Here is a 25326-nt window from a genome sequence, read left to right as displayed (position 1 = left end):
TCCTTAGCTAATAACTTCTTCTGTTACTTCAGAAAGTTTGACCGACAGTAATTTAGATACACCAGACTCTTGCATCGTCACGCCGTACAGCACGTCCGCACCTTCCATCGTACCTTTCCGATGAGTTATCACAATAAACTGTGTCTGATCGGAAACTTTTTTCAAATAATTGCTATATCTCACTACATTCGCTTCATCTAGAGCTGCTTCCACCTCGTCTAAAATACAAAACGGAACCGGACGCACTTCTAGTATAGAAAACAACAGCGAGATCACAGTCAGTGCACGTTCACCGCCCGAAAGCAACCGCAAGTTCTGCAACTTTTTGCCAGGCGGCCTAGCTACAATATCAATACCTGTAGTTAATAAATTGGATGGATTCGTTAACAATAAATCTGCTTCCCCACCACCAAACATATCTTTAAACACTACGTGGAAATGGCTACGGATTGCTTCAAATGTAGTTTGGAACCGGCTTTTCATCTCTTGATCCATTTCTGTCATAGCATCTTGCAGCGTATCTCTCGCTTCTACGAGATCGTTGCGCTGCGTACTTAGAAATGTATGGCGCTCAGAAACTTCCTCGAATTCTTTAATTGCATGTGGATTAACAGGGCCTAATTCCCCCAGCTGCCGCTTATATTTATCGACAGCATCCCGTAATTGCGGCACATCTATCTCTTCAGTCAAATAAATAGAATCAGGATATAAACCATAGTCATCGTCCAAGCGCTTCTTGACAATTTCAAGTTGCGTTTCAAGTTTTGACAATTGAATATGCACTTTATTTAGACGCTCTGTAACCGAATGAGCTTCTGTACGAAGTTGTTTCATCTGCTGTTCATGCTGATGAACAATTTCAAGTTGCTGCATACGCTTCTTTCTAGTTTCTTCAATCAATTCTTCAAGCCGCTGTTTGTCAGACTGCGATTGTTCCATCTGACGATCAATTTCTTCTGGTGAAAGTTCTTTACCAACCACTTGATTCTTCACGTATTGCTGTTCTTCCTCCAAACTTGCAATTGAGAGCCCGTGCTTCTCTACAGAGTCAGCTGTTTCTTTTATCGCCTGAAGATGATACGTAATTTGTTCTTTTAAAACCGCTTGACTTTGCTGTAAACCTGATAACTTCTGTTGCAATATCTCTTGTTCTTCACGACGATTTTCTACTAGACGCTCCAAGCTCTCTAGAGTTTCAAGAATTTCCTGTAACTGCTGTTTAGTTGTTCCGTGGCGGCTAGTGAGTACTTTCTTTTTTTCTGTTAACTGTTTTTGGGCAGTTGCTGTATCTGTTTTTCCGATTTCGATAGTGGATATTTCCATTTGCACCGAACGGATTTCCATTTCGGTTTCTTGTAAAGAAGTATGGACAGTAGACTTCATTTGTTGAAGATCTTCCATTTTCCGCTGCCATTGATCCCGCTGATGTAATTCAATTCCCAGTTGTTCCCGAGTTGTGGCAAGTTGCCCGTTCGCTAACTGAATCGACTCTTCTATCTGCTGCAAGCGACTCGTCAGCGTTTCTAACTCCGCTTTTCTTGAAAAGAGCGTGGATTGACCTTTCGCTCCACCGCCTGTTAAAGAACCGCCGGCATTTATGATATCCCCATCCAATGTAACGATTCGATAGCGGTGACCTATTATTTTCGCTATAGCGGAAGCCTCATTTAAATTGCTGGCAACAATAGTCTGGCCTAATAGATTTTTGGCAATCGTCGCATATTTTCCATCTGTAGTAATGACATCGTACGCTGTGCCAATAAAACCTGGTTGACGTTCTATTGCTTGACGACTATTTACGGGCAATTCACGAGACTTCAAAATATCCAGTGGCAAAAATGTCGCACGCCCAAAGTTTTTGGATTTTAAATAACCAATCGCTTGTCTCGCATCTAGTTCTGTCGCTGTAATAATATGTTGCATAGCACCGCCAAGCGCAGTTTCAATCGCTTTTGTGTACTGCGGATCTGTAGTAATTAGTTCTACTACTGCGCCTTCTATCCCCTGAATGCGCCCTTGTTTTTTTGCGTGGAGCAATTCTTTAACACCAGAGTAAAAGCCTGAGAAGTCTCTTTCTAAACTTTCAAGCGCACGAATCCTACCTTGCATCTCTGATTGTTTACGCAAGGCTTGTTGAAGAAACTGCTGTTGTGCGGTTAGTTTTTGTTCCGCCTCTTTTACTGTCTTCACACATGTAGAAATTGACGTTTCAACTTCCTTTACTTGTTCGTAGACGGCTACTTGTCGTTTCTTTTTTTGTTGTTGTTCTTTCGTCAACTGCTCCATACGTTCTAAAAGCAAGGCAGTTTGAATAGTAATCTTCTCTGTAGAGGACTTTTCTCCGACTAATCGCTCTTCCACATGCTTTACTTCACTTCGTAATGTAGCTTCCTCATTCAATTTTTCAATATAGACGGCTTTCAAATGTTCAATTTGTTGTTCCGTTTCTTTCACGGAACTACTTAGCATACTCATCACATGTTTGATCTCATTTGCCGTATCTGCTGATTCTTTCTTCACTTGCTGATAATTTTTTTGTAAGGTTTGCAACTTTTCTTGTGCAGTTTTTTGTAATGTTTCTGCTGTTTCCAACTCTTCTTGAATTCGAACCAATTGTTGTGTAGTGTTACGGCTTTTTTCCTGGGATAATAAACGTCTGCCTTCCCATTTTTCAACCTCTGCTGATTTGGACACTAGCTGATTTTGCAAATTATCTAGTTGTATTTCCATCTTGCGTAACTGTTGTTTATCATTGTCCAATGTACGTTCCTGACTAGACAGCTGAGTGTCCAATCTAGCCATTTCCTTCTCATCCGCTGTGACTGCTTCCGACTTCTCTATAATTTGCAATTGGAACATGGATGCGTCGTAGTGGAGTAAACGGACATCTGCCTCACGTAATTCGGTTTGCAGTGCAGAAGCCTGACGAGCAGTAGCTGCCTCTTTCTCTAAAGGCTCCAAACGGTCATCGATTTCTTTTAGAATATCCAATACACGATCTAAATTATCAGTCGTTTCAAAAAGTTTGTGCTCCGCTTGTTGCTTATGTGTTTTATATTTCAATACACCTGCTGCTTCATCAAACACATTTCTTCGTTCTTCTGCGCGGCTATTCAGTATCTCATCGACTTTCCCTTGAGATATGATAGAAAATGCTTCTTTTCCTAACCCTGAATCCATGAACATAGACGTGATATCTTTCAATCTGCAAGCTTGCCCATTCAATAAATAAACACTTTCTCCCGATCGGAATACCCTTCGACTGACGCTGATTTCCGTATAGTCAAGAGGGAACAGACTTTGTGTGTTATCAAGTATTAAAGTGACTTCCGCAAAATTAACTGCCTTCCGCGAATCACTTCCGGCAAAAATAACGTCTTCCATTTTACTGCCGCGCAATGATTTAGCAGATTGTTCACCTAATACCCAACGGATTGCATCGATAATATTACTTTTCCCGCTGCCATTAGGACCGACAATCGCTGTCACGCCGGGAACGAAATCGATCTGAATTTTTTCCGCGAACGACTTAAAACCTGTAATTTCCAGCCTTTTCAAAAACACAATTAATTCTCCCCTTCAGTTGTCTGCGCTTGTAACTGTTCAATCGCTTGACGCGCAGCTTCCTGTTCGGCTTCTTTTTTAGACTTTCCAATTCCTTTACCGAGTGGCTGATCATTGAGATTAACTACGGTAACAAACTTTTTCGCATGTGCAGGACCTTTTTCTTCAATCACTTCGTATTGAAGAGGTCCATTATTCTTCTGTTGCACTAATTCTTGCAAGCGGCTTTTATAATCTGTCACATGCGAAAAAGCACCGATACTGATTTTCGGAAAAACGATTCGGTTTAGAAACTCTTCGACTACTTCCATCCCTTGATCTAGATAGAGCGCACCAATATAAGCTTCAAAAACGTCAGCTAGTAATGCCGGACGCATTCTGCCACCTGTTAATTCTTCACCTTTTCCCAGGAGAATGTAGTTTCCAAAGTTCAATTCATTGGAAAACTTTACAAGAGAAGGCTCACAGACGATGGCGGCTCTAAGTTTTGTTAGTTCTCCTTCACTCTTTGAAGGCTCTGTACGGAATAAAAATTTTGATACACCTAACTCTAAAACAGCATCCCCGAGGAATTCTAGTCGTTCGTTGTCTGAAAACTTCTTCCGACGGTGTTCGTTAACATAGGAAGAATGTGTAAATGCGTTGAATAATAAGTTTTCGTTATGAAATCGCACGCCTAATTGTTGCTGAAGAGCTTTAAATTTTTCCCGAACAACAGGTGGTAACGTAGCAAAACTTGAACTTTCTCTAGTAGGTTTTTTATTTTTCATAAACAATTCTGCCTCTCATCTGTAATCTGTGTTTACCATTCACTATAAAGCGAAAAGAGACGCTTTCTACCTTTCAGACGAAAGGAGAAAGAGTCTCACCAAAAAGGTTATTCGCCAACTTTTTCTGTAATGTATGTTACTGCATCTCCGACAGTTGCAATTTTTTCTGCATCATCATCAGAAATCTCTGTTTCGAACTCATCTTCAAATTCCATAACAAGTTCTACTACATCTAGTGAATCAGCTCCGAGATCCTCACGGAAAGAAGCTTCAGGTTTTACTTCGCTTTCATCGACACCTAGACGGTCGACAACTACTTTAGTTACACGCTCAAGTACTGTTGACAACATAGTCACCTCCTCTCAAGGCTACTACTGAATTATAGAGGTTCCACTCCTCATTGTGCAACCTTAGAATGATACTTGTTCAGAAGAAATTCATTTACATCGCCATTCCGCCGTTTACATGAATAGTTTGACCGGTAATATACTTTGCTTCGTCAGAAAGAAGAAACGCTACAGCCCCAGCAACATCCTCTGCACTGCCTAAAGTTCCTAGAGGTATAGTCGATAGCAATTGTTTTTTAGTTTCTTCACCTAGTGCATCTGTCATATCTGTCGCAATAAATCCTGGAGCAACGGCATTGACTAAAATATTACGTGCCGCTAATTCCTTCGCTGTTGTTTTCGTCAACCCAAGAACACCTGCTTTTGCTGCAACGTAGTTTGCCTGTCCCGCATTTCCAACTGAACCTACTACCGACGTTAAATTAACGATTCTTCCTGAGCGTTGTCGCATCATTTGACGAGTAACTGCTTTTGTACAAAGAAATACACCTTTTAGATTAATGGACAGTACATCATCCCACTCATCTTCTTTCATACGCATTAACAAGTTGTCCCGTGTAATTCCTGCATTATTAATTAAAAAATCAATTGAACCAAATTGTTTAACTGTTTCATCCATCATCGCTTTTACTTGATCAGCGTCGGATACATTTGCCTGAAATACGAACGCCTCTCCGCCAGTCGTTTGAATTTCTTGCACTACTTCTTCAGCTTTTGCCTGACTGCCACTGTAATTTACGACTACTTTCGCTCCTTCAGATGCTAAAAGTAGAGCAATAGATCGACCGATTCCTCTAGACGCGCCTGTTACTACTGCTGTTTTTCCATCGAATCTTCCCATCATGACCACTCCTTCGCTTCCTCTAGCAACTTTTGTAATGACTCCTCATCGTATACCGGATACACTGTAGCTGTACGGTCAATTTTACGAATAAGACCACTCAATACTTTTCCAGGTCCACATTCTACAAAGCGCGTCACACCCAGTTCTAGAAGTTTTTCTACAGATTCTTCCCAACGTACAGGAGAGTACAGCTGTTCGACAAGCAATTTTTTAATTTCTTGTTGGTCTGTCACGACATCTGCCGTCACGTTTGCGATCACTGGTATACTTGCATCTGTCATTTCAATATCAGCTAATGTCTTTTCTAATTCGCCGGCAGCCGGTTCCATTAAGACGGAGTGAAATGGTCCGCTGACATTTAGAGGAAGTGCACGTTTGGCACCTGCTTCTTTTAGTGCCACACATGCTTTATCGACTCCTGCTTTTGCCCCTGATATGACAATTTGTCCCGGGCAATTCAAGTTGGCTGGCTGAACAGGATCTCCAGATTCAGTAATATTTTGTGTGATAGATTCAAGAACATCCCGATCCATACCTAAAATAGCAGCCATAGCTCCCTTGCCTGACGGTACCGCTTCGTTCATATAAAGACCTCTTTTATGAACGGCAACGACCGCATCTTCAAAAGAAAGTACTTTAGACTCCACGAGCGCCGTGTACTCTCCAAGACTATGTCCTGCTGAATAATCTGGAACTATTCCTTCCGACTCCAATCGAGCTGCAATCATAGCACCAACTGTTAATAGCGCCGGCTGTGCGTTATACGTTACAGTCAACTCGTCTTGAGGACCCTCAAGCATCAATTGACTAAGCTCAAAACCTAATGCCTTGTCTGCTTTTTGCATGAATTGTTTACATGCATCGTCACTCATTGCGAACTCTTTCCCCATCCCTATAGCTTGCGAGCCTTGTCCCGGGAAAACAAATGCTAGTTTACTCAAGATTCCTCTTCCTCTCTTATCGTTTCTTTGATCGTTTCGCATACCCGATATTGTACCATGGTTCTTGCTTGCCGCACCGCATTAAAAAGGGCGTTAGCGTTTGAAGAGCCATGCGCTTTAATAACCGGATAGTTTAAGCCGAATAAACCCGCTCCGCCATACTCCGAGTAATCCATCTTCTTCTTCAAACCTTTTAAATCATCTTTTACAAGACCTGCCGCGATTTTTGTTTTCAGAGATGACATAAATACGTCTTTGATCATCGTAAATACATTTAATGCGGTTCCTTCAATCGTTTTCAGCACCATATTTCCTGTAAAGCCATCTGTCACTACAACATCAGCTACACCATTTAATAAGTCGCGTGATTCCACATTCCCGATAAAATGAACAGGCGCACGCTGCAATTCTTCATATGCCGCTTTTGTTAACTCATTTCCTTTACCTTCTTCGGTACCAATATTCAACAAACCAACACGTGGGTTTTCAATACCACGTACTTTTTCTGCATAGACGCTGCCCATAATAGCAAATTGCGCTAACTGTGCCGGCTTACTGTCTGAATTCGCCCCAACGTCTAGCAAGACGAAGCCGCTACCATCAATGGTCGGTAATGTAGGAGCGAGTGCCGGTCTTTGAATACCTTCCAAACGGCCGACGATAAATAGACCTGCCGACATTAAAGCGCCCGTATTTCCAGCCGACACGCAAGCCTCTGCTTTCCCATCTTTTAAAGCTTGAGACATACGAACCATAGAAGCGTCTTTCTTTTTACGGATCGCACGTACTGGTTCGTCGTCAGGTTCAATAACCTCAGAACAATGTACAACTTGCAGGCGTGGATGCTTTTCTAAATATGGAGCCATTTTGTCTTCATCACCGAATATATGTATTGTCACGTCATCAAATGCATGCAAACTTTGTAATGCACCTTTAATAATTTCACCAGGTGCGTTGTCTCCACCCATTGCGTCTACTGCAATAATCATCTTCACTACCTGCCTTTTTTTGTCGTACGATACATCAAAAACTCTCCAGAAAACACGGTTTCATTTTCCACTTTGGAGATGACATCCACTATCGTACTTTTATTTTTTAGCGTGTCCCGCCGCACAATCGCCCGTGCTATTACACGATCTCCAGCTCGAACAGGTCTCTCAAAATGTAACGTTGAACGAACTGTCAAGGCTAGATCATCATCTAGAACTGCAACAGCTAGAGAATTAGCCTGAGCAAATAAATGATGGCCGCGCGCTATACCGTTGCGCTTAAATACATGATCACTTGTGACATCAAATATCGACAACGCTTTATCATCAAGTTCTACCTCTATAATTTCGCCAAATATTTCTTCTGTTTGTAGCGATTTTACAGTTTTTTGCATATGTTGGGAAGCTACCGTTTTTAACCTCTCACGTAGTTCAGGAATTCGACATTCCAATCGGTCCAGCCTGACTGTTTGAACACTCACTGAAAAATGAGCGGCAATGTCTTCATCCGTTAAAAAAGGATCTTGCTCAAGCAAGCTGATCAGTAGCCGTTGCCTTTCCTTCTTAGGAATTTTCACTCGCCACACTCCTTCAGATTAGCACTTGGTCATAATACTTAGTATATAAAGAGCTAAATGAGATTGCAAGAGGTTAACGAGTTTCCTGTGAAAGCTTCTAGTGATCCAGTTAGTCGATCCTTTTATCAGCCAGCGCGCCAGACTGTTCAAGTCGACTTCGCAGTATGGCATATTCTTTACCATTCCAAAATTGTGTGGAATTCAATAATTTTTCAGCATCATCACGCGCTGTTGTTAGTGCCTTTATATCATGTACTAAGTCCGCTACTTTAAATTCAGGCATACCACTTTGGCGCTTGCCGAAAATATCGCCTGCTCCACGAAGTTCTAAATCTTTTTCAGCTAAAATAAATCCATCGTTTGTTTCAGTCATCGATTGCATACGCATTTTGCCTTCTTCAGACTTTGGATCTGCTAGCAACACGCAGTATGATTGATCAGACCCTCGACCTACCCGGCCCCGTAATTGGTGTAATTGAGCTAAGCCAAATCTCGTTGCATCGTAAATTAACATAAAAGTAGCATTTGGTACATTGACTCCTACTTCAACAACTGTCGTTGAAACTAAAATATTCAGCTCTCCATCACTAAACGAGCGCATCACTTGTTCTTTTTCAGCAGAAGGTAACCGACCATGCATTAGACCTACCGTAAAGCGACCTGCAAAGTAATTGCTGAGCTCTGCATGGACTTCTACTGCATTTTGGACGTCTAACGTGTCCGACTCTTCGATCAATGGACAAATCACATACGCTTGCCTTCCTGCACGTAATTCTTTCTCCATCTTTTGTAAGACAGGAAGAACAGATTCCTCTTTTAGCCAATGCGTTTCAATTTCTTTTCTTCCTGCTGGCAATTCATCCAGAATAGACACATCCATTTCCCCAAAAACAGTAATGGCAAGTGTTCGCGGAATCGGAGTCGCTGTCATAAAGAGTACATCTGGACGTAATCCTTTATCACGAAGTACACGACGTTGCTCTACACCGAAGCGATGTTGCTCGTCTGTCACAACAAACCCGAGTTTATGGAATTGAACATCCGGTTGAATGAGCGCATGGGTGCCGATTAAAATATCAACATCTCCTCGCTCCAGTCTTTCTAGAAGTTCTCTTCGCGCTTTCGCTTTTGTGGAACCCGCCAAAAACGCAACGGTGACACTAAAAGGTTCAAACCAGTCTGCCAAAAGTTCTGCATGTTGCTCAGCCAAAATCTCAGTTGGCGCCATTAACGCTCCTTGAAAACCTGCCGTCACGGCTGCATATAGCGCCGTCGCCGCCACAGCAGTCTTGCCAGATCCAACATCTCCTTGCAATAATCGATTCATTCGAAGAGGAGATTTTAATTCAGCACATAACTCATTTACTACTCTTTTTTGTGCGTTGGTGAGTTCAAATGGCAGAGAAGCAATAAACTGTTTCAACAATCCCAAGTCATATTGAATGATAATACCGTGTTCTTGTTCTTTCCGAACTTTTTTCATACCTTGAATTTTCAATTGAAAAAACAGCAATTCTTCATAGACGAATCGACGCCTAGCTTGCGTAACGTCTTCGAGGCTCGTAGGGAAATGAATCATTTCCAGCGCGTCGCCTATTGTTGGTAGTCTATACTCATCAAGCATTGCCGGTGGAAGCGTCTCCTGGATTTCACTCGCTGCCATATCTAATGCATTGCGCATATACCGTCTGAATGTTTTTTGATGCATCGCACCTTTTAGGCTATAGACAGGCTCAAAATCCACTTGTTCTCCAGTATGCAAACGATTTACTGTAATAGCTTGCCGTCCCCGATCCCAAGTGCCCGACACATTAATAAGCATCCCAGGTAGTAATCGATCTTTCAAATAATGTTGATTGAAAAAAACTGCTTTAACTAAGTGATGTCCAACCAATAACCGCACTTGCATACGAGAGCGGTTTTTCCCGGAATAAAAGACGGCAGGTTGTGATTCCACTCGACCTTCTACAGTGACACGTTCATTATGCGGGGTTTCTGTTAAATCTCTCATTCTAAAATCTTCATGACGGTATGGGAATGTATACAGCAAGTCTTCTATCGTTACAATTCCTAACTTTTCAAATTGTTCTGTCGTCGTTTTACCGACTCCTTTAACTGTTCCAACACTATTGCTTAATATATTTTCCATCTCAAACTCCTCCTTTCCTTTTACTATGGAAAACGAATGTTCTTATGTAAAGTTTACCATGAAAAAGCATAAAAATAAAAATGTAATATTCCAAGCCTATTGATTAACCATATTATATACAATTCTCTCATTTGTTTATTTAAAAGCAATTTTGACTATGACAACTGAATGGAGTGAAGCGGACTTAGAGTGTCTTGCGGCTTGCGCTTCGAGACGATACGCTATATCTACAATTACTTGTCAAAAGCACCTCATTTCCAAATCTAAATTCCTTTCTTTGAATAATCAATAGGCTTGTGGACATTCACAAACCACTATCAATATTGCTTGGGCATATAGTTGAAAACATTGTCATGAAAACGAAGCGCATGTAAACATTTCCCATATAAAAATCCCCCTGCTTATTGTAGACAGGAGGATACAACTATAATTATTCAACAGAAAGAATGTATGGGTACAGCGGTTGTTTTCCAGCGTACAATTCTACATCCACATGATCAAACTGTTGTTCAACGTACGTGCTTATTTCATGTGCATCATCTTCTGATACGTCTTCTCCATAGATAATCGTTACGATTTCATCGTCATCAGTAATCATAGAAGATAATAGTTTTTTCGTAACTGCTTCTAAGGACGGTTCAGAACTCGTAATTTTCCCTTCTGCAATTCCCATAAAATCATCTTTACGAATAGCTACTCCGTCAATTGACGTATCTCTAACCGCATTCGTGACTTGTCCAGTTTTTATAGAAGAAGCAGCCTCAGACATAGCTTGCGCATTTTTTTCAACAGTTGCCTCTGGATTAAATGCAAGTATCGCAGCCAACCCTTCAGGCACAGACTTCGTTGGCACAACCATCGCTTCAATCGCTAAAACTTCTGCCGCTTGCTCTGCCGCCATAATGATATTTTTATTATTCGGCAAGATCAATACTTTTTCTGCACCTATCTGCTGTATAGCGTTTACAATATCTTCAGTAGACGGATTCATCGTCTGACCGCCCTCAATGACTGCTGAAGCCCCAATACTCTTAAGAAGCTCTGCAATACCAGATCCCATGGAAACCGTAACAATTGCATACTTATGTTGCTCAGGGACAGTAGATGCTCGATCTATAATTTCGCTATGTTGCTCACGCATATTTTCGATCTTCATTTTAGTCAATGCCCCGTATTTCTGACCGTACGACAACGCATCTCCTGGTTCTTCCGTGTGAATATGTACTTTCACCACTTCTTCATCTGAGATGACGAGCAATGAATCCCCGAGTTCACTTAAATCTTGGCGGAATTTCTCTTCATCGAATGGTGTATTGAGAAGCTTATCCGACTCTAATTTCACCATGAATTCCGTACAATAGCCAAATACAATATCTTCTGTATTCATAAAGCCCTGCACACTGCGATGGTGTTCTGTATTGATTAAGTCATCTATTGAATGCATAATAGTCTTTTCTGGAAGATCCTCACCTTTTAAACAGGCCAAAAATCCTTCATAGACATACACGAGACCTTGCCCCCCGCTGTCGACTACTCCGACCTCTTTTAAGACAGGCAATAAATCAGGTGTTCTTTTTAAAGAAGCTTGAGCTTCCTCGACAATAACTTCCATCAAATCGGTGTGATTATCTACTTTTTCAACATGCGCAACCGCTGCCGCTGCAGCCTCTTTTGCAACTGTTAAAATCGTGCCTTCTACAGGCTTCATTACAGCTTTATACGCAGTCTCTACACCGTACTGAAGCGCTTCCGCAAATTGTTGAACAGTTACTTGTGATTCGTTCTCAATGTGCTTACTGAATCCACGGAACAACTGAGACAATATAACACCCGAATTGCCACGCGCACCCATCAATAATCCTTTAGAAAATGCTTGCGCAGTCAATCCGATATGATCTTGCGCATGGAGTGCTGTTTCTTTCGCACCCGACGTCATAGACAAATTCATATTTGTTCCCGTGTCACCATCCGGCACCGGGAAAACATTTAAAGAATCTACATAATCTGCATTTTGATGAAGATGGTGTGATCCCATTTCCACCATCTTCGCAAATTGTAATCCATTAATTGTACTCATTAATCAAAAGGCCTCCTTCTAAACGTTCGTCACCCGAACTCCCTGAACAAAAATATTTACTGAACTTACTGTGAGACCTAGCATCTTCTTCACGGTATATTGTACTTTGGATTGTACTTGATAGGCTACTTCAGTGATTTTTGTACCATAACTGACAATCACATATAGATCAATATGAAAGGCATCGCCCTCTTTACGTACAATTACACCACGTGCAAAGTTTTCTTTCCGAAGAATTTCTGTCAGCCCATCACGAATTTGGTGTTGTGAAGCCATCCCTACAATTCCATAGCATTCAATGGTAGCTTCTCCTACTACTTGAGTAATTACGTCATTCGTCATATCGATAGTACCATGCTCATTTTTCAATTCAATCGACATTCTAAAATCCCCCCAACACTCTATTGACACTTCCTAGCTACATTATACGGAAATTCAACAAGAAAGGAAATATTGTTGACAATCAAAATAGTGTAAAGGAAATTTCCTTGAAAGACCGAGAAAAAAATGTTGCATCGATTCATCCCTTATGATAAAGTACTATGGTATGCGAATTGTAACGTGAATCGCTAAATAATTCACGAGGAGGAACTAAAATGGCTAAACAATGTGTTATTACTGGACGTAAAGCTCGTTCTGGAAACACTCGTTCACACGCTTTGAACTCAAGCAAACGTACTTGGGGAGCAAACCTTCAAAAAGTTAGAATCTTAGTTGATGGAAAACCTAAGCGCGTTTGGGTATCCGCAAGAGCTCTAAAATCAGGCAAAGTACAACGAGTATAATATCAAATGCTGAAAGCGCCGGGTAGCCTCGACAGATGTTGGAGGAATTGCCATAAAGGCGCTTTTTGCCTTTCTGGCGAGGCCGAAACACTCCGAGAGGCTGGCGCTTGAAGCTGGATGTAATCAAATGCTGAAAGCGCCGGGTAGCCTCGACAGATGTTGGAGGAATTGCCATAAAGGCGCTTTTTGCCTTTACTAAAAGAAAAAACACAAAGCACCTAATTAGGCGCCTTGTGTTTTTTCTTTTTTACGTCTTTTTGACTTACTAGCTTTCGCATTGGCTGCAACAGGCGCCTTCGTACGGTCGTCCTTTTGAAACACAACCGCACACTTTCTTACGATGTTGCTGACGAACTTTGGCAACGTAAATGTATATACTCGCAAATCCCCACTCCTTTCAGGAATCTGAACTCCTTACCATTAAGCATATGCCCGTTCGAAAGGAGATAGTACAAACATCTGCTACTGTTTCGTTACTAGTAAATTTAGTCATCCCTATTTCAAGTTTTTCATTCACTGTCTCGTACTTAAATCCAGTGAGCGTCAAACCGGTCACTTCTGGACCAAATGAAAAAAACGATGTGTAGGGGTACTTTTCGTCTTTCTTGACACGTCTGACCCCAGGTAACATGACGCGAATATCATTCGTTGAATTATGGATTTTAAACTTTACTTTCCGATTATCCGATTGCATTCGATACAATAAGTGAAGTGCGGATTGCAGATGGTCTAAACGGCCACCTGTCACACCAGTTAACACAATATAATCAGGATCATACGTTAACGCACGTTTCACAGCTAGTTCCGTGTCAGTTTCATCTTTTTCTTCATGTACACGTTGGACGTGTTTCACGGTTGAATTAATCTGTTCAAACTGTTCTTCAGTTACAGAATCAAAGTCCCCTACTGCTTCGTGTGGTTCGATACCTTTTTCAAGTAAATATAAAGCTCCACGATCAACACCTATATAAATCGTGTCTTCATGATCATACTCCGACAAATCCACTACTTCCTCAATAGGCCCAGCTGCACATACGATCGCGTATTTCATCTTTTCATCACGCTCTCCCCAGCAGATTTAATGGCTTGCAACGCTTGTGCACGATCTGTTTTACTGTAAATAGCAGAACCCGCTACGAATATAGTCGCCCCCGCTTCTACACAAGGCTTAATCGTTTCTTCGTTAATTCCGCCATCAATTTCAATTTCAATCGACAGTCCACGCTCCGCAATAATACCAGACAGTTGCTTGACCTTCGGAATAACGGACTCAATGAACGATTGACCTCCAAACCCTGGATTGACTGTCATAAACAACACCATGTCTAGTTCTTCAAGGACATGCATAATATGTTCAACAGGTGTATGGGGATTTAATACGACACCCGGTTTCGCTCCAGTTGATTTGATCAATTGTAATGTTCTATGCAAGTGTCGGCATGCTTCTACATGTACAGTAATATAATCTGCACCTGCCTTTGCAAATTCTTCAATGTATGCATCAGGATTTTCAATCATTAAATGAACATCTAGTGGCAATGTTGTTAGCGGGCGCAACGCTTCTACAACGATAGGACCCATCGTAATATTAGGTACAAAGTGGCCATCCATTACATCAATATGAATGAGTTCCGCTCCTGCCTTTTCTACTTCTTTCACTTCTTCCCCTAATTTTGAAAAATCTGCTGCTAAAATAGACGGTGCAATTTTAATCATTAGTTATACCTCGGCTTTCGATCCATAATTTCTTGCAAAAATAGCAAGTAGTTTTTATAACGTCCTTCAGATATGATCTGTTCTTCCACTTGGGCTTTCACAGCACACCCCGGCTCTTTCACATGTAAACAACCTCTAAACCTACAATTCTCTCCGGCCTCTGAGATTTCTAAAAAGTACTCTTTTAAGTCTTCTTTTTCAATATGCTCAAAATCCAATGAACTAAAGCCAGGTGTGTCAGCCACAAGCCCGCCCGCTACTTCAATCAGCTCTACATGTCGCGTCGTATGCTTACCGCGTCCGAGTGCGTCTGAGATCACACCTGTTTTCAACTGTAGTTCAGGGAGAATCGTATTAAGCAACGTCGATTTTCCGACACCTGATTGACCGGCCAACACAGTAGTTTTATCAGTAAAGTAGGGACGTAGCACTTCTAGCAGCGGCTCTTCATTTCCGATATTACGTAAAACTGTATAGCCGATTTTTTGATAATACGCCAAGTTTATTTCGTTGGTTTCTAACGTCTGTTGATTGGCTAAATCTTCTTTTGAAACATAAATTATCGGATCCAAACCGTGAGATTCAATGACCGTCAGAAAACGATCCAGCAGGCGTAAACTCATATCAGGTTCTACTACTGAAAAGACAAGCAGAACTTGGTCGACATTAGCAATTGGCGGTCTAACCAATTCACTTTTTCGTGGATGAACATCTGTGATTGTCGCATCATTCTCACCATCAGGTACATACGTTACGATATCTCCGACCAGCGGGTTAATCTTCTTTAAACGAAACACTCCACGGCTTTTACATTGAACTAACTCTCCATCATGCTCTACATAGTAGAAGCCACTAATTGCTTTTCTAATTTGGCCTACCGCCATCGAACTCCTCCTTTAATCTAAATCTTTATAGTTGAACTGATCTTCTTCAATAACTTTCTGATCACGTAAAATCTTATATCCGCCACGTTCGCCATCTTCAAGCTCGATAGTGATTTTACGTGTAGTATCTTCTGTAATTTCAAACTCTTCATACGCGTCATTCATCGTATGGTTTCGATCTTGGATATAAATTTGTATTTTTTGTGGCACGCGTTCTAGTTCAGTGGCTGTTTCTGTCTCTGATTCAGCTTCATTACCAACTTCCGGATCGGGTTCAAACTCATCGTCTGGTGTTTGTTCCTCTACTACTTCATAGGGAATCGTCAACATCTTCACTAGAAGTTTCACAGGTTTTGTCGCTTCACCTTTAGAGACCACTACATCCACCCGACCACCTTTATCCATCTTCGTCCCTTTAGCAGGCTTTTGGGAAATGACACGTCCTTTTTCCACTGTATCCGACTCTTCCTCGCCTACAATATGGATCGTAAAACCTGTACTATCAGCATAGTCTTCCAATTGCTTTTTTGTCATACCGCGTAAATCTTCCAATGACTGCAATTCTTTTCCTTTACTCACTGTGAAAATCAAATCAGTTTCTTCAGGAATGACCATAGTATCTGCTTCTGGTTGTTGATCAATAATCGTGCCTTTTGGTTCATCTGCATATACTTCTACAGCTTCAATCGGTTTGAATCCATACCCTTTTAAAAAACGCTCTGTCGCCTCGAAATTGCGGCCAGTATAGTCATTTAACTTCATTTTATCTTTTCCCGTACTAATAAATAACTTAACGCCGTCCCCTTCTTTGCGCTTCTTACCCGCATCCGGAACCGTTCTTGTCACTTGTCCGGCAAGATAATCATCTGACGTTTCTTCTATTCTTTCATCAATCACGAATCCTTCTTTTTCAAGAATTTCGATTGCTGCCAATTCTTCAACACCAACTACAGTAGGAACAATAATTTCTTTTGGTTTCAACATTATGAACAATACAATTGCTATCATAGCCAACAACACTACGCTGCCAGCTAAAACGAATGGCCATTTCTTCTTTTTCTTTGGCGGAGAAGTCACCTCTACTGCGGCAGGTGCTATATTCACTGTGTCTTCTATATCTTCGACTACTGGCACATCTTTAACAGCCGGAATCGCAACTGTTCGATCATCATCAAATGGTAAAGCGAATTTATCCTCATTTGCTCGTTCGGGTGAAAATACAGTTAACAAATCTTCGTACATTTCATCTGTCGTTGTATAGCGATAATTTGCATCTTTTGCTGTAGCTTTCAAAATGACGTTTTCAACACTTTGAGGAATTTCGGGAAACTTCTTACGAACGGACGGTGTTTCTTCCTGCAAATGTTTTAAAGCAATCGCGACGGCAGTTTCAGCAGAAAACGGTAATTGACCAGTAAGCAATTCATAAAACACAATTCCAAGCGAATATATATCCGAGCGTTTAGTCGCCATTCCACCGCGTGCTTGCTCAGGTGATAAATAATGAACAGTACCGATAACTGAATTCGTTTTCGTATGCACTGTAGAATCAAGTGCCATAGCTATACCGAAATCTGTAATCTTCACTTCATCTTCACTATTCATCAACACATTCTGTGGCTTAATATCTCGATGAATAATGCCGTTATGATGAGCATGAGATATAGCAGATACTAATTGCTGCATGATGGAAACCGCATGTTCCGGAGTTAGCGCGCCATGTGTATGAATATATTCTTTCAATGTCTTACCGGCTATGTATTCCATCACTAAATAATGATGCTCATCTTCTTGTCCGACATCAAAAATATTCACAATATGCGGATGGGTTAAGCTGGTCGCAGAAAGCGCTTCACGCCGAAATCGCTTTTTCAGTTCTTCTTCATTGGCAAAATCATAGTGGAGTACTTTAATTGCAACGTCACGATCTAGTATCATGTCATGCGCTAAATACACTCTAGACATCCCACCGTCACCAATCACACGAATAATTTCATAACGTTTGCCTATTCTTTTGCCAATCATGTGGAAATCACCTCAACTTCAGGCACTTCAAGTAAAATAACCGTAATATTATCTTCGCCGCCGCGCTCGTTTGCTAACTCGATAAATGTATCTGCCTTACTCGCTAAAGGTTCGTCACGCAAAACAATGTCCAACATGACTTCCTTTTCAATTTTATTGCTTAATCCATCGGTACATAGCAGCAAATATGAATCAGGAGGCAATGGAACTTTACAAAGGTCAGGAACGATGGACTTTTCAGAACCTACCGCTTTCATAATCCAGTTTCTTTGGGGATGTACTTCTGCTTCTTGCTCCGTAATCTCCCCGCTATCTACTAGTACATTGACGAATGAATGATCTTTCGTTATTTGTCGTATTGCTTTACCGGTCACTTGGTAAATACGGCTGTCACCTACATGAAAAACTAAACAATCGTTTGACAGAATCAGTGCTATGTCGAGCGTCGTTCCCATTCCTTTAAACGAATCGTCCTGCTGAGCTGTTGTGAACAAAAACAAATTAACATCGACAACCGCATCATACAACAGATCAGACCAATCTTGATCCGATTCTATTTCTACGGATGCCGACATAAATCGTTCGCCTATCATACGAACGGCGGTAGCACTGGCGAAGTCCCCACCTTTATGCCCACCCATTCCATCTGCGACAATAGCGAGAACTGCATCATGTTCTTCATGTACAAACACGGCCGCTTCATCTTCATTTACTGTTCGTTTCCGTCCCGTATCTGAGCGGATTTCAAATTCCATAAGCCAACCCCCATTCTTCTCGTACAGGTTAGTTTTTTCTGCGTAAAGCCGCCACAAAAAAACCATCGCTTTCGTATTGATGCGGTAAAATCTGTACGTACTCACGAGCGTCTTCTTGATCGATTATTTGTAGTGGAACCAATTCGAAATCTGACTTTTGCTTCAAGAACCATTCAATAATTCCTTGGTTTTCTGTCTGTTCAATAGTACATGTGCTATACACTAATAACCCGTCTTTTTTTACTAATTGACTCGCTACTGTGAGTAAATCTTTTTGAATTTGCGCAAGATTTTCTAAGTCTTGTACTGTTTTTTTATATTTAATTTCAGGTTTCCTGCGAATAACACCTAATCCACTACAAGGAGCATCTACTAGCACTCTGTCGAATGATTGAGGAGCGTAGGTTTCGAGTAACTTTCTACTATCACCGCTCGCTGTACGAATGGAAGTCAATCCTAATCTTTGGGCATTTTGTTCAATTAACCGAAGTTTATGTGGATGAAGGTCATGTGCCTGGATTACTCCGTCATTTTTCATGCGCTCAGCAATATGAGTAGTTTTACCGCCCGGTGCTGCACACATATCCAACACTTCCATGCCTGGTTCAACTTGTAACGCTAATGCCGGTAACATTGAACTTTCATCCTGCACGGTTAGTAATCCTTGCTTATACGCATCTGTCAAGGCTAAATTCCCTGATTCCACTTGAATACTATGAGCAGTCAAGTTGCCCGGTGAAGCAATAACGCCTTCTTTTTTTAGTAAGCCAATGACTTCGCCTCTATTAGTTTTCGTTGTGTTAATTCTCGCAGTCGTTACAGGAGGCATATTATTGACCACCGCAATAGCTGTAGCTTCTTCTATTCCATACTGCTCAATCCACCGTCTGATAAGCCATTGCGGATGACTTGTTTCAATCGATAATCGCTCGATTGGATCTTCAATTTCGTCTAATGCAGGTACACCTTCGCGTAAAATTGTCCGCAAGATTCCGTTTACCATTGAGGATACTCCCTTATGTCCACGTTTGTTAGCGATTTTTACAGCTTCATTGACAACTGCATGTTCAGGTATTTTCGTCAGGAAAATGATTTGATAGACAGACATGCGCAATAACTGACGAACCCACGGCTGTAACTTTCCGCGTACGAACGGAGCTAAATAATAATCTAATGTCATTTGATGTTGCAATGTCCCATACGTCAGCTCCGTTAATAATGCACGGTCTTTTTGAGGCAGGTCGTATAATTCAATCGTTTTATGCAGTAGTAAATTACTGAATGCCTGCTCATTTTCAATATCCATTAAAATAGATAAAGCGGCATCACGTACATTTCCACGCCAAATCTTCTTTTTATAATGTGTCATTCAAATTGGTCTCCCACTTGCCATTTAGATCCGATCCCATTTAAGAATACGGTGGCAGTCATTCGTTTTTTTCCTGCCGGTTGTAGGTCTGTAATCGCAAATGCACCGTTTCCGGTTTGCACGATGATCCGATCCTTCTCTAGTGCAATGATTTGTCCGGGTTTTGCTTCTGACACTTGATCTTCTACTTTTCCCCACCAAATTTTCACTTGCTCATTTGAAAATGTGGTATATGCAACTGGCCAAGGATGTAAACCTCTCACTTGGTTATAAATCGCACGTGCTGAAGACGTCCAATCAATACGTTCTTGTTCTCTTGAAATATTTCTTGCAAATGTCACAAATGATTCATCTTGTACTGTTCGTATATTCGTTCCTTCAATAATCGATGGCAATGTTTCTTTTAGCAAAGCCGTTCCTGCAACAGATAACTTTGTGAACATACTGCCCGTATCATCTGTTTCTTTAATCGGTGTAACTACTTGTGAAATAATATCACCTGCATCTAGTTTTTCCGCCATATACATAATCGTCACGCCTGTTTCTGTTTCACCATCTATAATTGCTTGATGAATGGGTGCTCCGCCACGATATTTCGGTAATAACGATGCATGCACGTTGATGCAACCCAATTTCGGTGTATCTAATAATTCTTTAGGGAGCAACTGACCAAATGCTGCTGTAATGATCAAGTCTGGCTGTAATTCAATTATTTCCTTCAGCTCATCAGAACCTGTCAGTTTTTCAGGCTGAATTACAGGTAAGCCAAGACGTATAGCTTCTTCTTTTACTGGCGGTGGAGTCAATACTCTTTTTCTTCCTACCGGCCGGTCTGGTTGCGTAACTACTGCTTTAATATCATACCCTTCATCCACTAACATAGTCAGCACAGAAACAGAGAATTGTGGGGTACCCATAAATATAATTTTTGTCACTCTTCGTCTTCCTCCTCTTCAAATTCAGAAGGATCTACTACTCGCTGAATTTTCTTATCAAATAAAATTCCGTTCAAGTGATCAATTTCGTGTAGAATAGCGCGTGCTTCATAACCTTCTGCTTCCAACTCGTACAATTTACCATCACGCTCTTGCGCTTCGATGCGAACGTGGAAAGGACGTTCTACTTCGCCAAAGAGTCCTGGAAAGCTGAGACACCCTTCTACTTCAACTTCTGTGCCGCCCGTGCCTGTCACAACTGGGTTAATCATTTCAATAATATCTTGTTCTTCATCAAATTCTACAATTGCCGCACGAATCGACTCGCCTACTTGAGGTGCTGCTATTCCTACACCGTCATTTTCTACCATCGTTTCATACATATCATCCAACAGCTTCCCTAATTTCTCGTCAAATACCGTTACTTCTTTACAAGGAGTTGTAAGGATGGGGGATGGATGTTTTACTATTTTTAAAATTGCCACGGTTATTCCTTCTTTCTTTCGGTTCGCTTAGTTTTTTGGCTAGGCGGTGCTTTTCACTTTTGTTTCGGCTAGTTGTAAGCACCAGCCTCTCGGGTCACTTCACACGTGTCGATAAAGTGGAAGTGCGCACTTTTTCGACTCGTGCTCCAGTGCCGGTCGAGGCTAGGCGGTGCTTTTCACTTTTGTTTCGGCTAGTTGTAAGCACCAGCCTCTCGGGTCACTTCACACGTGTCGATAAAGTGGAAGTATGCACTTTTTCGACTCGTGCTCCAGTGCCGGTCGAGGCTAGGCGGTGCTTTTCACTTTTGTTTCGGCTAGTTGTAAGCACCAGCCTCTCGGGTCACTTCACACGTGTCGATAAAGTGGAAGTATGCACTTTTTCGACTCGTGCTCCAGTGCCGGTCGAGGCTTGGCGGTGCTTTTCACTTTTGTTGTTAAAATATTGCTGTTGGTTCTCTGTTTATGGACATTGCTAATCCGTCTTTTGCCCAGTTCATTTTATAATGTTTTAGCAATTGTTGTAAAATGGGAATGAGAGCGGGTTCTTGCTTATATTTTATCAAACATTGATAGCGATATCTATTATTGAGACGGCTAATCGCTGCGGCGGTTGGTCCGATGATTATGGTATTGGGGGACAGGCGCTCTGCCAGGAAAGTCGTTCCTTTATGTGCGTAATCAGCCGCTTTTAGCACATCTTCATGGCTGAATTGCACAACGGTTACATAATAGTAAGGAGGATAGCCCAGTTGTCTTCTTCTATCCATTTCTAGTTCGTAAAATGGTACATATTCTTGGGATTTGGATAGCTCAATAGCATAGTGATCCGGATCATATGTTTGAATCACTACTTCACCAGGTAATTGATCACGGCCCGCCCGTCCACTCACTTGCGTCAATAATTGAAATGTTTTTTCAGCTGCGCGAAAGTCTGCCAAATGAAGTGATGTGTCTGCTGCTAGTACACCTACCAATGTAATGCGAGGAAAATCTAAGCCTTTAGCTATCATTTGTGTACCGAGTAGGATGTCTGCTTTTCCTTCACCAAAATCATGAAGTAGGCGTTCATGAGCGCCTTTTGTATTCGTCGTATCGACATCCATTCGAATGACACGGGCTTCAGGTAATAATTTAAATAATTCTTCCTGCGCTTTTTGCGTACCCGTTCCAAAAAAGCGAATATGTTCGCTTTCACATTGTGGACATTCTAACGGAACTCGTTCTTCATGTCCGCAATAATGACACTTCAGGCTCTCTGTTGAACGATGATACGTTAATGAAATATCGCAGTTCGGACATTCCACAACGGTGCCGCAATCTCTGCAAAGTACAAAGCTGGAAAATCCTCGTTTATTTAGTAATAAGACAATCTGCTCTTTACGTGCCAGCCGTTCTTTCATCGCTTCTGTCAATGCTACAGAAAACATGGAACGATTTCCTGTTTTCAGCTCCTCCCGCATATCTACTACTTCCACACTGGGCAATGCTTGTTGTTTCGCTCGCTCGGTTAATGTCAGTAACGTATACACATCTTTTGTCGCTCGTGCATAAGATTCCAATGCAGGTGTAGCACTGCCTAAAATGACTGGACACTGATGATAGTCTGCCCGCCAAATAGCTACATCACGAGCATGGTATCTCGGAGATTCTTCTTGTTTGTATGTGGATTCGTGTTCTTCATCGAGTATAAGTAAGCCTACATTCGTAAAAGGAGCAAAAACAGCGGATCGTGCACCAATCGCCACTTTCACTTCTCCTCTATGAATTCTGCGCCATTCATCATATTTTTCACCCGATGATAGTCCGCTGTGTAACACTGCTACCAATTCCCCAAATCTTCCCTTAAAACGAGCAGTCATTTGTGGGGTTAAGGAAATTTCCGGAACTAACACGATAGCTTCTTTGCCTTTCTTCAACACATGATCAATTGCCTGCAAATAAATTTCCGTCTTTCCACTTCCTGTAATGCCGTGTAAGAGGAATGTTTCTTGCTGATCACGGTCACTAGCCTGTTCAATGGCTGATAAAGCGACTTGTTGTTCATCCGTCAAGTATTCAGGTTTTCCGCTATCCTTCATTTTAGGTGCGTCAAGTTCGCGATATACTTCCATTTGTGATTGTTCGATTATTTGCTTATCAAGTAAGGCTTTTAATACAGTTGCGGTTATATTTGCTTCATGTAAAATCTTACTCGCTTCGATAGATTGAGAGGCGTGCTTCATGAGCCAACGTAACAACTCAGCTTGTTTTTTTGCGTTTGGATGAGTTTCTGTCAACGCGACTTCCAATCTGTCAACGTCCGGAATATGAATCATTCGGACTTTTTTAATCTTTGTTTTTTGTTGGATGGCGGTATCGATTTGAACAATGCCACGTTCACTATAACTTTTTGTTTCCTTTAATAAATCCGCATCTTGTAATGCTTTTAACGTCACTTGTTCTCTGTTTCCTATAAATGCGCGAAACGATTCGTCCAGTAATTCTGGCGATCGTACACGCATAACTTTTTCATATTTGGCACGCATAGCTGCCGGCAACATTACTTGAAGAGCATCTATCTCATAAGCGATTGTATCGGCAGCCATCCATTTTGACAAAGCTAATAGTTCTTTCGATAAAACCGGCTCTAAATCTATAATCTCAACGATTGATTTGATTTTTTCAGGATCCAGTTCACTATCCATTTTCGTGTTCGTTACGTAGCCTACTACTTTACGCGAACCAAATGGAACTTTCACTCGTACTCCCGGTTCTAGAATACTCTGCCATTTCTTTGGTACTGCATAATCAAATGGACGATCGATTGGATAAGCTGCCACATCCACAATGACTTCAGCGTACATGTAGTTTATCGCTTTCTTGTTGAATGATCGTTTCAAACAATCGAATAGCGAGCTGATCTTTCGCCATCGCTTGAAAAGGTGTCGTTACTCCTTCTCTAGAAAGCAGCGTCACCACATTCGTATCACTCCCGAATCCCCCGCCGGGATCAGTCACATCATTAACGATAATATAATCCAAGTTTTTAGATTCTAATTTCTTTTTCCCATATGCGATGACGTCTGTCGTTTCTGCCGCGAAACCGATTAACACTTGCTGTTGTTTGCGATCTCCGAGTGATTGTAAAATATCTGTCGTACGTTCGAGTTCCAATGTATCATCACCGACTTTTTTCTTCATTTTTTGTTCATGTATCGACTTCGGACGATAATCCGCGACTGCTGCAGATTTAACGACTATCGATGCATCATCATATTCATGAAGAACCGCGTCATACATTTGTGCCGCGCTTTCCACATACACAACTCGCACACCAGGGGGTACAGAAAGTTCAACCGGGCCTGAAATGAGTACTGTATTTGCACCCATTTGCTGTGCAGCTGCAGCCATCGCATACCCCATTTTCCCACTGGAGAAATTCGATACATATCGAACCGGATCGATGCGCTCTCTAGTGGGCCCTGCCGTTATGACGACCTTTTTTCCCGCCAGCGGTTGCACTTTCTCTTGATCAAAGTATTGTGCCACGAGTTCAGTAATTCGCTCTGGCTCTTCCAAACGCCCTTTCCCAACATACCCACAGGCCAAAAAGCCTTCCGAAGGTTCGATAAATTGGTAGCCGTCCGCATGTAACTGCGCAATATTTCTTTTCACCGCAGGATGGGCATACATATGAACATTCATAGCGGGTGCAATCCATACATCAGCTTCAGTAGCTAATAAAATAGTCGTTACCATATCATCTGCAATGCCATTTGCCAGTTTACCGATGACGTTTGCTGTAGCAGGAGCGACAACGACTAAATCTGCCCAATCCGCTAAATCAATATGTGCTATTACACGCGAATCTTTTTCATCGAACGTATCGAAATAGACATCATTTCTAGACATCACTTGAAATGATAACGGTTGAACAAATTCTTTTGCTGAGTCAGTCATGACAACTTTTACGTTTGCGCCTGCTTGAGACAATTTACTCACTAAGGCAACAGCTTTATAAACCGCGATTCCACCTGTGACACAAAGTAAAATATTTTTATCGTTTAACATACTCCACTCTCTCTTCCTTTCTAAAAATAACAAACTCCCTGAGAACAATTGAATTCCAAGGGA

General features: G+C 41.5%; 22 protein-coding genes. 1 reads left to right on the top strand and 21 read right to left on the bottom strand.

Going from position 1 to position 25326, the window contains the following annotated elements:
• Positions 1-3 precede the first annotated feature (3 nt).
• The 10 genes from smc to DV702_RS02395 form a co-directional block, all read right to left on the bottom strand.
• Positions 4-3564 (bottom strand): chromosome segregation protein SMC, encoded by a 3561-nt coding sequence (gene smc, locus DV702_RS02440; RefSeq protein ID WP_162805698.1) that lies wholly within the window; start codon positions 3562-3564, stop codon positions 4-6.
• A gap of 2 nt (positions 3565-3566) precedes the next feature.
• Positions 3567-4334: a ribonuclease III gene (rnc, locus tag DV702_RS02435; protein ID WP_114923295.1), complete on the bottom strand. Its 768-nt coding sequence runs from the start codon at positions 4332-4334 to the stop codon at positions 3567-3569.
• 107 nt (positions 4335-4441) lie between these two features.
• Positions 4442-4681, bottom strand: a complete 240-nt coding sequence (locus tag DV702_RS02430) for an acyl carrier protein (RefSeq protein ID WP_029052326.1) — start codon at positions 4679-4681, stop codon at positions 4442-4444.
• A 94-nt stretch (positions 4682-4775) separates the two neighbouring features.
• The gene (gene fabG / locus DV702_RS02425; protein WP_114923294.1) at positions 4776-5522 is read right to left on the bottom strand and encodes a 3-oxoacyl-[acyl-carrier-protein] reductase; all 747 of its coding nucleotides are present in this window, start codon (positions 5520-5522) and stop codon (positions 4776-4778) included.
• The gene (gene fabD, locus DV702_RS02420) at positions 5522-6466 is read right to left on the bottom strand and encodes an ACP S-malonyltransferase (RefSeq protein ID WP_114923293.1); all 945 of its coding nucleotides are present in this window, start codon (positions 6464-6466) and stop codon (positions 5522-5524) included. Before fabD ends, fabG begins: the two co-directional genes overlap by 1 nt.
• A complete protein-coding gene (plsX, locus tag DV702_RS02415; protein WP_114923292.1) occupies positions 6463-7455 on the bottom strand; it encodes a phosphate acyltransferase PlsX in 993 nt (330 codons plus the stop codon). The genes fabD and plsX overlap by 4 nt, the downstream gene beginning before the upstream one ends.
• 5 nt (positions 7456-7460) lie before the next feature.
• A complete protein-coding gene (gene fapR, locus DV702_RS02410) occupies positions 7461-8033 on the bottom strand; it encodes a transcription factor FapR (protein WP_114923291.1) in 573 nt (190 codons plus the stop codon).
• Positions 8034-8142: 109 nt separating this feature from the next.
• The gene (recG, locus tag DV702_RS02405) at positions 8143-10182 is read right to left on the bottom strand and encodes an ATP-dependent DNA helicase RecG (RefSeq protein ID WP_114923290.1); all 2040 of its coding nucleotides are present in this window, start codon (positions 10180-10182) and stop codon (positions 8143-8145) included.
• 430 nt (positions 10183-10612) lie between these two features.
• Positions 10613-12259 carry a DAK2 domain-containing protein gene (locus DV702_RS02400; RefSeq protein WP_114923289.1) on the bottom strand — a complete coding sequence of 549 codons (1647 nt, stop codon included), beginning with the start codon at positions 12257-12259 and terminating at the stop codon, positions 10613-10615.
• Positions 12260-12277: 18 nt separating this feature from the next.
• Positions 12278-12640: an Asp23/Gls24 family envelope stress response protein gene (locus DV702_RS02395; RefSeq protein WP_114923288.1), complete on the bottom strand. Its 363-nt coding sequence runs from the start codon at positions 12638-12640 to the stop codon at positions 12278-12280.
• 215 nt (positions 12641-12855) lie between these two features.
• Between DV702_RS02395 and rpmB the strand changes: the two genes are divergently transcribed.
• Entirely contained in the window at positions 12856-13044 is a 189-nt protein-coding gene (gene rpmB, locus DV702_RS02390) for a 50S ribosomal protein L28 (RefSeq protein WP_009765550.1), read from the top strand.
• Positions 13045-13266: 222 nt separating this feature from the next.
• Here the strand turns inward: rpmB and spoVM are convergent, their stop codons facing one another.
• From spoVM to coaBC, 11 genes are all read right to left on the bottom strand, one after another.
• Positions 13267-13428, bottom strand: coding sequence for a stage V sporulation protein SpoVM (spoVM, locus tag DV702_RS02385; RefSeq protein ID WP_114923287.1), 162 nt, complete (start codon positions 13426-13428; stop codon positions 13267-13269).
• 13 nt (positions 13429-13441) lie between these two features.
• A complete protein-coding gene (locus DV702_RS02380) occupies positions 13442-14095 on the bottom strand; it encodes a thiamine diphosphokinase (RefSeq protein WP_114923286.1) in 654 nt (217 codons plus the stop codon).
• Positions 14092-14760, bottom strand: a complete 669-nt coding sequence (rpe, locus tag DV702_RS02375) for a ribulose-phosphate 3-epimerase (RefSeq protein WP_114923285.1) — start codon at positions 14758-14760, stop codon at positions 14092-14094. The genes DV702_RS02380 and rpe overlap by 4 nt, the downstream gene beginning before the upstream one ends.
• Positions 14760-15644 (bottom strand): ribosome small subunit-dependent GTPase A, encoded by an 885-nt coding sequence (rsgA, locus tag DV702_RS02370; RefSeq protein WP_114923284.1) that lies wholly within the window; start codon positions 15642-15644, stop codon positions 14760-14762. Before rsgA ends, rpe begins: the two co-directional genes overlap by 1 nt.
• 12 nt (positions 15645-15656) lie before the next feature.
• Positions 15657-17669, bottom strand: a complete 2013-nt coding sequence (gene pknB, locus DV702_RS02365) for a Stk1 family PASTA domain-containing Ser/Thr kinase (RefSeq protein WP_114923283.1) — start codon at positions 17667-17669, stop codon at positions 15657-15659.
• Positions 17666-18424: a Stp1/IreP family PP2C-type Ser/Thr phosphatase gene (locus DV702_RS02360; protein WP_162805697.1), complete on the bottom strand. Its 759-nt coding sequence runs from the start codon at positions 18422-18424 to the stop codon at positions 17666-17668. Before DV702_RS02360 ends, pknB begins: the two co-directional genes overlap by 4 nt.
• Positions 18425-18452: 28 nt before the next feature.
• Positions 18453-19793 carry a 16S rRNA (cytosine(967)-C(5))-methyltransferase RsmB gene (rsmB, locus tag DV702_RS02355; RefSeq protein ID WP_114923281.1) on the bottom strand — a complete coding sequence of 447 codons (1341 nt, stop codon included), beginning with the start codon at positions 19791-19793 and terminating at the stop codon, positions 18453-18455.
• Positions 19790-20728: a methionyl-tRNA formyltransferase gene (fmt, locus tag DV702_RS02350; RefSeq protein WP_114923280.1), complete on the bottom strand. Its 939-nt coding sequence runs from the start codon at positions 20726-20728 to the stop codon at positions 19790-19792. Before fmt ends, rsmB begins: the two co-directional genes overlap by 4 nt.
• Positions 20725-21213 (bottom strand): peptide deformylase, encoded by a 489-nt coding sequence (gene def, locus DV702_RS02345; RefSeq protein WP_114923279.1) that lies wholly within the window; start codon positions 21211-21213, stop codon positions 20725-20727. Before def ends, fmt begins: the two co-directional genes overlap by 4 nt.
• Positions 21214-21647: 434 nt before the next feature.
• Positions 21648-24056 carry a primosomal protein N' gene (gene priA, locus DV702_RS02340; protein ID WP_114923278.1) on the bottom strand — a complete coding sequence of 803 codons (2409 nt, stop codon included), beginning with the start codon at positions 24054-24056 and terminating at the stop codon, positions 21648-21650.
• The gene (coaBC, locus tag DV702_RS02335; RefSeq protein ID WP_114923277.1) at positions 24046-25263 is read right to left on the bottom strand and encodes a bifunctional phosphopantothenoylcysteine decarboxylase/phosphopantothenate--cysteine ligase CoaBC; all 1218 of its coding nucleotides are present in this window, start codon (positions 25261-25263) and stop codon (positions 24046-24048) included. The genes priA and coaBC overlap by 11 nt, the downstream gene beginning before the upstream one ends.
• Positions 25264-25326 lie beyond the last annotated feature (63 nt).

Origin of the sequence: Sporosarcina sp. PTS2304, from assembly GCF_003351785.1 — a bacterium.
Lineage (GTDB): Bacteria > Bacillota > Bacilli > Bacillales_A > Planococcaceae > Sporosarcina.
Note: the sequence above shows the minus strand (reverse complement) of the source record. Positions and strands in the feature narration are given on the sequence as shown.